Genomic DNA, 12,185 nt, shown 5'->3' on the forward strand with positions numbered 1-12,185 from the left:
TTTCGAGGCCGCCGACGAGGCCGTTGCAATGCACTTGCATTGTAATAGGATGGAGGCCTCGTTCGCAATGCGTTCGCATGGTGAACGGAGGAGAGGGAGGGACGGAGGCGCCGTGCCGAAGATCGTGGATCACGAACAGCGCAGGAAGCGCCTGATCGAGGCCGTCTGGGCGCTGGCGGTCCGGGGCGGCATCGAGCAGGTGACGCTCCGCAAGGTGGCCGAGGAGGCGGGCGTCTCCATGGGGCAGGTGCAGCACTACTACGCGTCGATGCAGGCCCTGATCCGCGACGCGCTCGAACGGGCCGTCCAGGCCGTGAACGCGAACATCGAGCACGCGGTCGCGGCGGCGGACGCGACGAGCCCGGAAGCCGTGCTCCGGGCCTGCCTCCACGCCCTGATCGGCCCCGACGAGGAGAGCACACGGCTCATGCGGTTCTCCCTGGCGGTGGCGGGCCGGGCCGTCTCCGATCCGACGATGGCCAGGGTCCTGGCTCCGGGCGACGACGCGCTGCTCTCCTTCACGGCCGGGCTCATCACCGCGGCCCGGCAGGAGCGGGGCCGCGAGCCCCACGGGGACGAGCGGACGGACGCCGACATCTGCTGGTCGCTCGCGACCGGTCTCGGCGTGGACGTCGCTCTCGGGTACCGCTCGCCCGATGCCGCCGGGCGCGTCCTCGGCCACCACATCGACCGGCTCCTGGAATCGCGGTAGCGCGCTTCGACGGCCGGCGCGGCGACGCCTTCCCGGTCGCCGCCCCCGGTCGGGGGCCGCAGCCGCCGCGCGGGTCCGCGAGCGGGAACGGGGCGGGGTCAGTCCCCGGTGGCCGCCCGCCGCAGCTGGGCGGCGGTTCCCTGCCGGTCGATCTGGATCCAGTACTCGACGATGAGCCCGTCCTCGACGCGGTAGACCGCACTGGTCATCGTCGTGATCCGCGCGCCGGTCGGAGCATGGCCGCCCACCGGGCCGACATGGCGCCCGTCCTGCGTCCACCGGGCGTAGACCCGGTCCCCCTCGGCGATGAGCTCGTCCACGGTCAGCGTGAAGGGACCGTACGCGTCGAGCATCTCCTGGACGTGCTCGGTGTACTGCCGCGGCGTCCGCTCCACGACCTCCGGCGCCTCGGAGGCGACCTGGTGGGCCCGGACCAGGTCGGCCATGAAGTGCCCGGCCCGCTCGGGGTGCAGCCCCGAGCGCACCTGGAGGAGGAACTGGCGGACGGTGTCCTTGGCATTGTTCATGGGACAAGTCTGGCATCCCGCTCGGACAGCCCCCGTTCCGCATATTCCGGGCTTCCGAACTTGCCCTGGAGATCGTTCCGTTGGAGGCTGAGGCATGCGTAATCCGCCGACCTTCGTCCTTGTCCACGGAGCCTTCGCGAACTCGTTCTCGTTCGCGCCCCTCCAGGCCGAACTCGCCCTGCTCGGGCACCGTTCGGCCGCCGTCGACCTTCCGGGGCACGGATTCGGGGCGACCTTCCCCGTGGCCTACCAGGCACCCCAGGACCTCGACGCGCTCGCCTCGGAACCGGGGAGCATCAAGGGGGTCACCCTCGCCGACAACGTCGCCCGCGTGATCGAGACCCTCGAACGGGCCCGACGGAACGGGCCCACCGTCCTCGTCTCCCACAGCAGGGGCGGCATCACGGCCACCGCCGTCGCCAACGCCCGGCCCGACCTGGTCGACCGGATCGTCTACGTCGCCTCCTGGTGCCCCGTCGAACTGGACGTGGCGGGCTACTACACCCAGCCGGAGATGGCGAGCGTCGACCCGGCGGCCTTCCTCCCCACGATCGTCGGGAACCCGGCCGAACTCGGCCTGCTCCGGACCAACTTCCGCACCGCCGACCCGGCGGCGCTCGCCGCGTTCAAGCGGGCCTTCGCCGCCGATCTGACCGATGACGAGTTCCGGACGCTGCTGAACACCTTCCAGCCCGACGAGAACCTCGACGCCGGTACGCCCGACGACCGGGCCCGGGCCGAGACCTGGGGCCGGATCCCCCGGACCTATGTGCGGCTGGCCGCCGACACCAGCGTTCCGCCCGCCGTCCAGGACCGCATGATCCGCGAGGCCGACGCGCTCACCCCCGACAACCCCTTCGACGTGCGGACGCTCGAAGGGAGCCACCTGCGCTGGCTCGTCCACCCGAAGCCCGCCGCCGAACTGCTCGCGGACCTCGCGGACTCCCCGGGTCCCACCGCGCGCTGACCGGTACGGGGTGCGGGGCGACCGGCGCGGCTCACGGGGCGGACGGTCCGGCGGTCTCCCAGACGAATCCGTCCGGGTCGGTGAACGGGGCGCCGGTGGAGCCGCCGAGGGCGATGCGGTGCGAGCCGGTGCCCTCGGCGGGGACGCCCAGGTCCTTGGCCAGGCCGCCGCGCTTGTACAGGGCCAGCTTGACGGGGTCGGAGTCCTCGGCGGCGAACTCCGCGTACTTGCCGCCGAAGCTCTTGGCCACCGTCAGGCCCAGGCCGGCGTAGAACCGGCGGCTCGCCCTGACGTCCTCGACGCCGAGCAGGAGGACGAGCTCGTCGATCCGGCGGGTGGCCGGGCCGGTGTCCTTCTTCGCCGAGGTCGCGATCTTCCAGATCGTGCCGTCCGGGGCGCGCACGACGCCGCCGTACCCCCACATCGACTTCGTGGCGGGCTTCAGCACCGTGGCCCCCGCGTCCACCGCGTCGGCCACGAAGCCGTCGACGGTGGCCGGACCGGACACCGTGAGGGCCAGGGTGAAGCCCCGGAACCCGGTGGAATCCGCACCGGACGCACCGGACGCCCGCAGCCGGATCCGCGGCTCCACGCCGAAGGCGGTGTAGAAGCGGCGGGCGGCCTCGGGGTCGGCCACCTCAAGGGTGACGGAGGCGACGGAGGTGACGGGCGCGGGGGAAGTGGTGGTTGCCATGGATCCCACGTTAGGGACGGCCGGGTGGCGGGGGCTTCTCGATTCCTGATCGGTTCTCCCTCCGGCCGGTCCCGGATGCCGAACCCCCGCCGAACCCCCACCGGACCCCGCCCGTGGCCTGCCAGGATGGCCGTATGGCGGAAACAAGGAAGTCGGCCGTGGGGGACATGGCGGTGCGCCGCCTCGATCTGGGGTACTTCGTCCGGCCCGCCCAGGAGGTCGGCGGCCCGCAGCCCAGGGTCGAGCCCGTCCTCGCCTACCTGGTGCGCCACGAGCGCGGACTGCTCCTCTTCGACACCGGAATCGGCGACGCGGCCCCCGGGACCGAGGCGCACTACCGGCCCCGGCGGCGGCCCCTGCGGGACGCGCTCGCGGCGGCCGGGGCCGACCCGGCGGACATCTCCGTGGTCGTCAACTGCCACCTGCACTTCGACCACTGCGGCGGCAACCCCCTGCTGGCCGGCCGCACCGTCCTGGTCCAGGACGTCGAGCTGGCCGCCGCCCGCCGGGGCGGCCACACCTTCGAGGAACTGGTCGACTTCCCCGGCGCGCGGTACGAGGAGCTCTCCGGCGAGGCGGAGGTCTGGCCCGGGGTCCACATCGTCCCGACGCCCGGACACACCGAGGGGCATCAGTCGCTGGTCCTGCGCCGGAGCGACGGCACCGTGGTCCTCGCCGGTCAGGCGCACGACTTCGCCTCCGAGTTCGCCTCCGGGCAACTGGCCCGCCGGGCCGCCCTCCAGGACGTGTCCCCGCCGCTCCCCCCGTACCCGCCCTGGCTGGACCGGCTCGCCGACTTCGACCCGCGGCGGGTGCTGTTCGCCCACGACTGCTCGGTCTGGGAACCCGCGGAAGGGCCGCCCGGCGACACCCCGTACGAGGTGTCGCCGGCGTGGACGTGAGACCGCTGGTTGACCTTGCCCCTGGGGGAGCCCGCAGCATCGGTGGGGCCGGGCGCCGCGCCCGGCGCGAGGAGGGACCGGCATGGGCCTGTTGACCATCGGGGCGTTCGCGAGGGCGTCCCGGCTGTCGCCGAAGGCCCTGCGGCTCTACGACGAGCTCGGGCTGCTGACCCCCGCCCGGGTCGACCCCGTGACCGGCTACCGCCACTACGCACCCGAGCAGCTGGAACGGGCCCGGCTGGTGGCCTGGTTGCGGCGGATCGGGATGCCGCTGGCCCGGATCCAGCGGGTCTGCGCGCTGGAGCCGGAACCGGCCGCCCAGGAGATCCGCTCGTTCTGGGCCGGTGTCGAGGCCGACACCGCCGCACGGCGCGATCTGGCCGCCTTCCTCGTCGACCATCTGGCACGGAAGGACCCCGCCATGACCGCGACCACCGCACCGCTGGAGATCCGTTACGCCGCCCTCTCCGACACCGGGCTCGTCCGCGAGCACAACCAGGACACCGCGTACGCCGGTTCCGGGCTCCTCGCCGTCGCCGACGGCTTCGGCGGTACGGGAGCCCCCGCGAGCGCCGCCGCCGTCGACGCGCTCAGGCGGCTCGAAACCGGCGGCGTCCCGGCCGGCGGCCTGCTCGACGCCCTCCAGGACGCGGTCGAACAGGCCGCGCGAGCCGTGCGGGACGTCACCGGAACCGGTACGGACACGGACACGGAGACGGATGCCGCCTCAGGGGCCGGGGCCGAAGCCGATCCCTGGGCCGGGGCCGGGACCACGCTCACCGCGATGCTCTGGACCGGATCGCAGCTCGCCCTCGTCCACATCGGCGATTCCCGCGCCTACCTCCTGCGCGACGACGAGCTGTTCCGGATCACCGACGACCACACCCTGGTGCAGTCCCTCGTCGACGAGGGACGCCTCACTCCGGAGGAGGCCGCCTCCTCCCCGCAGCGCTCGCTGCTCCGGCGCGCCCTGGGCCGGGGCGCCGACGGCACCCCCGATCTGCGCCTCCAGGACGCCCGCCCCGGCGACCGGTACCTGCTCTGCTCGGACGGCCTGTCCACCGTCGTACCGTCCGACGCGATCCACCGGCTCCTCGCCGGTACGCCGGAGCCGGAACGGGCCGTCCGCGCACTCGTCGGCCTCGCCAACGAATCCGGCGGGCCCGACAACGTCAGCTGCGTGGTCGCCGACGTCGTGGGCTGACCGGCCCGCACCACGGAACCGCACCGGCCCCCACGCAACCGGAGGCGACGATTCGGCCCGGGTGAGCGATGCTGCACCCCATGATCGCCTCGCAGAACGACCCGAACCCCTCCCCTGAACCCGACCCCGTACCCGCGCCCCCGGCCGGCCCCGGCGTCTTCGCGCTGGGCGGCACCGTCACCGTCCCCCGGCTCGGCTTCGGCGCCATGCAGCTGCCGGGGCGGTGGAGCGGCCCGGCGGGCGACACCGAGAGGGCCCTGGCCGTGACCCGGCGCGCGGTGGAGCTCGGGGTGCGGTACATCGACACCGCCGCCTTCTACTTCTCCCCCACCCACCGGGCCAACGACCTGCTGCGCGAGGCGCTCTTCCCGTACGCCCCCGACCTCGTCATCGCCACCAAGGTCGGCCCGCTGCGGGACGAGACCGGCGAGATGTACGCCGAGGCCCGCCCCGACCAGCTCCGCGCGGAGGTCGAACGGAACCTGGAGGACCTCCGGGTCGACACCCTCGACCTGGTCCATCTGCGGGTGGGCCGGCTGGGCTCGGGGCTCGACGACCCGCTCGGCGAGCGGTTCGAGGTGCTGGCCGCCCTGCGCGAGGAGGGGCTGATCCGGCAGCTCGGCGTCAGCAATGTGACGGCCAACCAGCTCGCCGAGGCCCGGTCCATCGCCCCGGTCGTCGCCGTGCAGAACCGGTTCGGCGTGCTCGACCAGTCCGATCCCGGGCTCGTCGACCTCTGCGCGGACGCCGGTATCGCGTACATGCCGTTCTTCGCGCTCGGCGGCGGGCACACCCCGCTCGACAGCGAGGGGGTACGGACGGTGGCCGCCCGGCACGGCGCCACGGAGCACCAGGTCGCCCTCGCCTGGGGCCTCGCCCGCTCCCCCTCGATCGTCCAGATCCCCGGCACCGCCTCGCTCGCGCACCTGGAGCAGAACATGGCCGCCGGGCGGCTGGCCCTCGACGCGGAGGACCTGGCCCTGCTCGGCCACCGCGGCTGAATCACGGCAGCACCGCACGGCCGGGGCTCCGGGCCCGCGCCCGGAGCCCCGGCCGTGAAAGGCCCTGAGGGCTGTCCGGTAATCCCTGGCGGGCGTGCGACGACAGTCACGGCACCTCGCCGCGTTGTCGGAACGCCCGAATACATCCAGTATTCGGGCGTCCCTCCGCCTTGCGATGCACCGCGTCTGACGCCGCACACCGATCCACCAGGGATTGCCGGACAGCCCTTAGGATCCGCCCATGGCTATCGACCCCGGATACACCTGCTCCCGCTGCGGCGAACACCACGCGGAACTCCCGATGGGGTACTCGACCATGGCGCCCGACGTCTGGGACGCGAGCCTGGAGAGCGACCCCGACAGCATGCTCTCCTCCGACCAGTGCATCGTCAGACACGAGCACTACTTCATCAAGGGCCTGATCGAGATACCCGTCTCCGGCAGCCCGGAGCCGTTCTCCTGGGGCGTGTGGATCTCGCTCAGCCGGGAGAACTTCGGCCGCGCCCTCGACCGGTGGCAGACCCCCGGCCGCGAGTCGGAGCCGCCGTACTTCGGCTGGCTGAGCACCGAACTGGGGCTGTACTCGCCCCGCACCACCAACCTCAAGACCAACGCCCACACCCGCGCGATCGGTCTGCGCCCCCGCATCGAGCTGGAGCCCACCGACCACCCGCTCGCCGTGGAGCAGCGCACCGGCATCACCCTCGACCGGGTCCGGGAGATCGCCGAGGCCGTACTCCACGGCGACGACGGCACGACCGGCGCGACCGGCTGAGCCGAGGCGCGGGGCGACCGGCCGGGGGCGCGGTCGCCCTCGTCACTCCCCCAGACCGTCCCGCAGCTGCGCGAAGGCCAGTGCGGCCGCCTCGACCGCCTCCCCGTACACCCGGTCCGCCCGCTCCCCCGCGTCCATCCGCCGCCAGTTCTCCAGGGCCAGCACGTTCAGGACGGCGACGATCTGGGCGGCCGCCAGCCGGTCCCGCATCCGGCCGCCCAGCGCGGCGGCGAGCGCCGCCTCCGAACGGCTCCGGTAGGCGGACATCCCGGCCGCCAGCGACGGCGCCGCGTACAGCATCCGCTGGTACGCCAGCACCTCCGGCACGTCGCAGAGCCCGGTCACCGGGTCGCGCCGGTCCAGGCCGTCCAGGAAGTTGCGGTGCAGGGCGTCGAGCGGGGACTCGGCGCCGGAGCGCCCGGCGACCACCCGGGCCGACTCGTCCTCGTGGTCGGCGAACCGGTGCAGGGCCAGGTCCTCCTTGGCGGGGAAGTACCGGAAGAGCGTCGGCTTGGAGATGCCCGCCGCGGCCGCCACCTCCGCCACCGAGACCTGGTCGAAGCCCCGCTCCAGGAAGAGCGCGATCGCGGCGTCGGAGACCGCCTGGTACGTCAGCCGCTTCTTCCGCTCCCGCAGCCCCAGCCGCTCGTCCCCGGACCGCCCGGCACCCGCGCCCCCGTCCACGTCACCGCCCCTGCTCCCGTCCACGTCCATGGCCCCGAAGCGTACGCGGGACGGTCCCCGGCCGGTCAGAACATGTCCGGGCACCAGGCACGCCGGGCCGCCCGGAACATCCCCTCGGCGACCGCCACCGCGCCCTGCCGCCGCTCCTCGATCCGCCCCAGCGCGGCCAGCCGGACCGGGGACTCGTCGCCGAGGTAGAGGGTGCCCAGCTCCCGTACGTCCAGCGCGAGGTCGGCGTCGTCCGTGGTGGGCGTGCAGGCCGCGGCGCCGGAGGCGGTGGCTTCGAGGCGGTAGCGCCCGCCGGCCAGGCCCGCCGCGTCGTGGATGTCGAGGACGAGCGTGCCGGGCACCGCGTAGCTGCGGGCCTCCAGGGCGGCGACGACGTCCAGCACCCGCACCCACAGGTAGTCGGCCTGGGTCACCACCCGGGCCGCGCGCGGGTCCGGCAGGAGGAGCGGCACCAGGTCGTCGGGGGCCCGGTTGCCGGTACGGACCTTGGTGACCCAGTCGACCGAGCAGAGGTAGTGCCACAGCGCGCGCTCGGCGGCCGGCGTGGTGGCGATCAGGCTCGACACCGTGGCGGTGTTCAGCGGCTGCTTGGCCTCGCTCCAGACGGAGTCGGCGCGGTAGACGAGCAGGCCGTCGGGCTCGCCGTCCGCGTCGCTGTGGAGCACGTAGAAGGGCTCCCTCCAGGGGAAGGGACCGGCCACGTTCTCGCCGGTGTTCAGCTCCCACCAGCGGGCGTCCCGGTCGATCACCCCGTGCTGCCGGGCGCGCAGCCGGTCGTGGACCGCCGGGCCGAGCTTGCGGACGGTCGCGCCGTCGACCAGGTCGATCCGGCCGTCCCCGGGCCCGGTGGGGACCGGCCGGTGCGGGTCGAGGCCGCTCCTCGGCACGTCGATCTCCCAGTCGGTCGTCCAGACCGCCGGGCCGAAGCCGAACCGCCCGTAGATCGGGTACTCGGCGGCGACCAGTGTGGCGACCACCTCGCCGCGCTCCTTGGCGTCGGCCAGGTCCGCGTCCATCATCCGGTGGAGCAGGCCGCGCCGCCGGTGGGTGGGCGAGACCGTGACGTTGGAGATCGCGTCGGCCCGCACCACCCCGCCGCCGACGACCGTCAGCTCCTGTGCGAAGGAGCGGTACGTGGCCACGCACCGCCCGCCGTCGAACGCCCCCCGCGTGCGGTCGAGGTCGGTGTACGGAAACCGTTTCCGGGCCTCCTCCGCCGCCTCCTCGGCCGTGGTCGGACGCAGGAACCCGGCGTGCTTGGCGCGGGTCCAGTCGGGGAGTTCGGCAGCGGTGATGGTACGGACGTCGAGGGCCATACGCGCCACGCTAGGTGCCCCGGCCCGCACTGTCGCCCCGTTTTCCCCCCGGCCACCGGAATCGACCGAAAGCCGCTGGTCAGCAGCGGGACGGCGGCCGGCCGGCGACGGGTCAGAAGGCCGCCCGGACCTCGCCGACCTCCCGGTCCCCGCCCATCAGCGGGGCGCGGCCGATCCGCTCGACCACCGGCGCGTCGACGCCGAGGAGCCGCAGCGCGCGGGCCAGCACCGGGCCCAGCACCCGGATCGCCCCGTCGTCCACCTTGAAGGCCAGCGCCCGGCCGTCCGCCAGCGCCACCGCCTGCACCGCCTCGGCCCCCATCTTGGAGAGCGTGCCCGGCACCTCCCGCATCAGCCAGGTGTCGGGGCGGCGTGTCCCGGCCACGTACTCGGGGTGGGCGCGCATCGCGTCGCCGACCCGGCGCTCCGGCGTCCCGGGCTCCGCGAGCACGAAGGTGCGGAAGGCCCGCGCCAGGCCCACCAGGCTGATCGCCATCAGCGGCGCCCCGCACCCGTCCGTGCCGACCGCCGTGACCGGCTCCCCGGCCGCCGCCTCGACGCCCCGGTGGACCAGCTGCTGGAGGGGGTGGGCCGGGTCGAGGTAGCCCGCCCGGTCCCAGCCGTTGAGCGCGCAGGCCGCGAGCATCGCCGCGTGCTTGCCGGAGCAGTTCATGGTGATCGGCGCGCGGACGTGGCCCGCGGCGAGGTACGCCTCCGCCTCCACCGGGTCCAGCGGCAGGTCCGGCGGGGTCTGGAGGTCGTCGGGCGTCAGTCCGTGCTCGGCGAGCATCGTGCGGACGAGCTCCAGGTGGAAGGGTTCGCCGGAGTGGCTCGCGGCGGCCAGAGCCAGCCGCTCCCCGGACAGGTCGAGCCCGGCCCGCAGCACGGCCGCGGCCTGCATCGGCTTGTTGGCGGACCGGGGGAAGACCGGTGCCGTCGGGTCGCCCAGCGACCACTCCACGCTCCCGTCGGCGGCCAGGACGACCAGGGAGCCCCGGTGGTGGCCCTCCACGAAGCCGGACCGTACGACCTCGGCCAGGACGGGGAGCTCCGGGGACACGGGGGATATGGCGGCGGGGGCGGCGCTGGAGGACATGGATGGACCTTCCGGGGACTGGCGTACCCGCCCCCGGAAGGATCGCTTCAGGCGAGCAGGTCGTCTACTTGGGCTTCCCCGTCACGGTACCTGCGGGCGATCTCCGCGCTGCAATCGTCGGCGGTGCGCTGGAGGTGGTGGCGGCGGCGGGAGACCTGCTGCTCGTAGCGGACCAGGCGCCCCATCGCGGTGTGCAGCTCCTCGTCCGTACGGGCGTCGAGGTCGGAGAGCTCGACCTCGGCGAGCGTCTCGGCGGCCAGCCGGCGGTACTCGTCGCTGCGCGGCGTGGTGAGCGTGACGTGCCGGGCGGAGGAGCGGTGCCGGGACGGGGTGTCGGCGAGGATCTCCGAGAGCCGGTCGACCACCGGCACCTCCGGGTCCAGCCGCCGGGCCAGCTCGGCGCGGAGGATGTCGATCCGGCCCTGGACGAGCCGGCGGACGTAGCTGAGGTCGGCCTCGTCGCGCTGCGAGTCGCGGCGGAGCGTACGCAGTTCCGGCAGCCGCAACGCGCCCAGGGGCGGGGCGGTGTCCAGGTGCGGGGAGCCCGGTTCGGCGAGCGCGTCCCCGGAATCGTGGCCGGTACGCTGCACGGGTGGGCGCATGGTGCTGGTGCTGGCACCGGCGCCGGTGGGCGTGACCGGCACGGCGCCGGGGGACTGCCCGGTTCCATAGGTACTCATGCTTGTGTCCATCCCCTCGACCGGTGCGTCGGCGCACCGCCTTCGAGCATGGTGCCACTTGGCCGGGTCCCATGTGGATGCTCTGTACCCATTCAGCCCAAGATAGGTTGGTCTGTATGCGTGCAGTGGTACAGAGGGTGGACGGCGCGAGCGTCACGGTCGCCGACGGTACGGACGGGGTGGACGGCCCCCGGGTGGTCGGCGAGATCGTCGGCGAGGGGCTGTGTGTGCTGGTGGGGGTCACCCACGAGGACACCCCGGAGAAGGCGGCCCAGCTCGCCCGGAAGCTCTGGTCGCTCCGGGTCCTGGAGGGCGAGAAGTCCTGCTCCGATGTGAATGCACCGCTTCTGGTGATTTCTCAGTTCACCCTCTACGGGGACGCCCGCAAGGGCCGCAGGCCCACCTGGAACGCGGCGGCGCCCGGCGAGGTCGCCGAGCCGCTCGTGGACGAGGTGGTGAAGCAGCTGCGGGCGCTGGGCGCGCGGGTGGAGACGGGCCGGTTCGGGGCGAGCATGCGGGTCTCGCTCACCAACAACGGCCCGTTCACCGTCCTCGTGGAGATCTGACCGGGGCCGGGCCCTGGTCCGGGTCGGCCTGTCGGCCTACGGCTCGACGACCGTTTCCTGGGCGGCGGCGGTGTCCCCGGCGAGCAGCGGGGCGTCCACCGCGACGTTCCGCTTGACCAGGGCCAGCGCGATCGGCCCCAGCTCGTGGTGGCGGGCGGACGTGGTGACGAAGCCGAGCTGGCGCCCCTCCGCCCCGTCCGCCGCGAGCCGTACCGGGGTGCCGTGTCCGGGCAGCACGACCTCGCTGCCGTCGAGGTGCAGGAAGACCAGCCGACGCGGCGGCTTGCCCAGGTTCTGCACCCGGGCCACCGTCTCCTGGCCCCGGTAGCAGCCCTTCTGGAGGTGGACGGCGGTGCCGATCCAGCCCAGCTCGTGCGGGATGGTGCGGTGGTCGGTCTCGAAGCCGAGCCGGGGCCGGTGCGCCTCCACGCGCAGCGCCTCGTACGCCAGGACACCGGCCACGGGGCCGTTCTCCGCCGCGTACGCCGCCAGGTCGGCACGGGGCAGGAAGAGGTCGCGGCCGTACGCCGTCTCCCGTACCGGCACGCCGTCCGGGGCCTTCGCGATGGATCCGGCCGGCAGGTGCACCACGGCGAAGTCCTCGGTGCGGTCGGCGACTTCGACCCGGTAGAAGAACTTCATCGACTCCAGGTAGGCGACCAGCTCGCCCTGGGTGCCCGGCTCGGCGTGCATCCACACGGTCTCGCCGTCGTCGACCAGGTAGAGGGCGTGCTCGATGTGCCCGTTGGCGCTGAGGATCAGGGCCTCGGTGGCCTGGCCGGGGGCGAGTTCGCTGACGTGCTGGGTGAGCAGCAGATGCAGCCAGGACAGCCGGTCGCCGCCGCTGACGGTGACGACGGCGCGGTGCGACAGATCGACCAGGCCGGAACCGTCGGCGAGCGCGCGCTGCTCGCGGAACAGGTCGCCGTAGTGGGCGGCGACGCCTTCGTCGCGGCCTTCGGCGGGGACGGCGCCGGGCAGGGACAGCAGGGGGCTCTTCATGCGACCAGCGTACGACGCGGTGCGCCGGGGCCCGCCGGGGTCCTCCGGAC

14 protein-coding genes are annotated in these 12,185 nt (G+C 73.9%); 7 read left to right on the top strand and 7 right to left on the bottom strand.

Going from position 1 to position 12,185, the window contains the following annotated elements; genetic code table 11:
- Positions 1–112 precede the first annotated feature (112 nt).
- Positions 113–712 (top strand): TetR/AcrR family transcriptional regulator, encoded by a 600-nt coding sequence (locus tag ACIQGQ_RS13605; protein WP_402394606.1) that lies wholly within the window; start codon positions 113–115, stop codon positions 710–712.
- A gap of 98 nt (positions 713–810) precedes the next feature.
- Here ACIQGQ_RS13605 and ACIQGQ_RS13610 read toward each other — a convergent pair whose 3' ends face one another.
- On the bottom strand, positions 811–1,239 hold the full coding sequence (locus ACIQGQ_RS13610) for an ester cyclase (RefSeq protein WP_402394608.1): 429 nt from the start codon (positions 1,237–1,239) through the stop codon (positions 811–813).
- A gap of 94 nt (positions 1,240–1,333) precedes the next feature.
- Between ACIQGQ_RS13610 and ACIQGQ_RS13615 the strand changes: the two genes are divergently transcribed.
- Positions 1,334–2,206, top strand: a complete 873-nt coding sequence (locus ACIQGQ_RS13615) for an alpha/beta fold hydrolase (protein WP_402394611.1) — start codon at positions 1,334–1,336, stop codon at positions 2,204–2,206.
- Positions 2,207–2,237: 31 nt separating this feature from the next.
- On the opposite strand, the gene ACIQGQ_RS13620 is transcribed toward ACIQGQ_RS13615, so the two are convergent.
- Positions 2,238–2,900, bottom strand: coding sequence for a glyoxalase (locus ACIQGQ_RS13620; RefSeq protein WP_402394614.1), 663 nt, complete (start codon positions 2,898–2,900; stop codon positions 2,238–2,240).
- A 134-nt stretch (positions 2,901–3,034) separates the two neighbouring features.
- Between ACIQGQ_RS13620 and ACIQGQ_RS13625 the strand changes: the two genes are divergently transcribed.
- The 4 genes from ACIQGQ_RS13625 to ACIQGQ_RS13640 all read left to right on the top strand — a co-directional run bounded on the left by ACIQGQ_RS13625 (position 3,035) and on the right by ACIQGQ_RS13640 (position 6,782).
- Positions 3,035–3,802, top strand: a complete 768-nt coding sequence (locus ACIQGQ_RS13625; protein WP_402394617.1) for an MBL fold metallo-hydrolase — start codon at positions 3,035–3,037, stop codon at positions 3,800–3,802.
- An 82-nt stretch (positions 3,803–3,884) separates the two neighbouring features.
- The gene (locus ACIQGQ_RS13630) at positions 3,885–5,006 is read left to right on the top strand and encodes a MerR family transcriptional regulator (protein WP_402394620.1); all 1,122 of its coding nucleotides are present in this window, start codon (positions 3,885–3,887) and stop codon (positions 5,004–5,006) included.
- An 80-nt stretch (positions 5,007–5,086) separates the two neighbouring features.
- A complete protein-coding gene (locus ACIQGQ_RS13635) occupies positions 5,087–6,007 on the top strand; it encodes an oxidoreductase (RefSeq protein ID WP_402394623.1) in 921 nt (306 codons plus the stop codon).
- Positions 6,008–6,248: 241 nt separating this feature from the next.
- Complete coding sequence (locus ACIQGQ_RS13640) at positions 6,249–6,782, top strand: DUF2199 domain-containing protein (RefSeq protein ID WP_402394625.1); 534 nt, start codon at positions 6,249–6,251, stop codon at positions 6,780–6,782.
- 42 nt (positions 6,783–6,824) lie between these two features.
- Here the strand turns inward: ACIQGQ_RS13640 and ACIQGQ_RS13645 are convergent, their stop codons facing one another.
- From ACIQGQ_RS13645 to ACIQGQ_RS13660, 4 genes are all read right to left on the bottom strand, one after another.
- Positions 6,825–7,496 (bottom strand): TetR family transcriptional regulator, encoded by a 672-nt coding sequence (locus ACIQGQ_RS13645; RefSeq protein WP_402394627.1) that lies wholly within the window; start codon positions 7,494–7,496, stop codon positions 6,825–6,827.
- A 35-nt stretch (positions 7,497–7,531) separates the two neighbouring features.
- Entirely contained in the window at positions 7,532–8,791 is a 1,260-nt protein-coding gene (locus ACIQGQ_RS13650; RefSeq protein WP_402394629.1) for a GNAT family N-acetyltransferase, read from the bottom strand.
- Positions 8,792–8,903: 112 nt separating this feature from the next.
- The gene (locus tag ACIQGQ_RS13655; protein WP_402394632.1) at positions 8,904–9,887 is read right to left on the bottom strand and encodes an asparaginase; all 984 of its coding nucleotides are present in this window, start codon (positions 9,885–9,887) and stop codon (positions 8,904–8,906) included.
- A gap of 47 nt (positions 9,888–9,934) precedes the next feature.
- The gene (locus ACIQGQ_RS13660; protein ID WP_402394634.1) at positions 9,935–10,567 is read right to left on the bottom strand and encodes an ABC transporter substrate-binding protein; all 633 of its coding nucleotides are present in this window, start codon (positions 10,565–10,567) and stop codon (positions 9,935–9,937) included.
- Positions 10,568–10,683: 116 nt separating this feature from the next.
- On the opposite strand from ACIQGQ_RS13660, the gene dtd reads away from it, so the two are divergent.
- On the top strand, positions 10,684–11,133 hold the full coding sequence (gene dtd / locus ACIQGQ_RS13665; RefSeq protein ID WP_402394635.1) for a D-aminoacyl-tRNA deacylase: 450 nt from the start codon (positions 10,684–10,686) through the stop codon (positions 11,131–11,133).
- 36 nt (positions 11,134–11,169) lie between these two features.
- Here dtd and ACIQGQ_RS13670 read toward each other — a convergent pair whose 3' ends face one another.
- Positions 11,170–12,135, bottom strand: a complete 966-nt coding sequence (locus ACIQGQ_RS13670) for a YgfZ/GcvT domain-containing protein (protein WP_402394637.1) — start codon at positions 12,133–12,135, stop codon at positions 11,170–11,172.
- Positions 12,136–12,185 lie beyond the last annotated feature (50 nt).

Source organism: Streptomyces sp. NPDC092952, from assembly GCF_044754785.1.
Classification (GTDB): Bacteria; Actinomycetota; Actinomycetes; order Streptomycetales; family Streptomycetaceae; genus Streptomyces.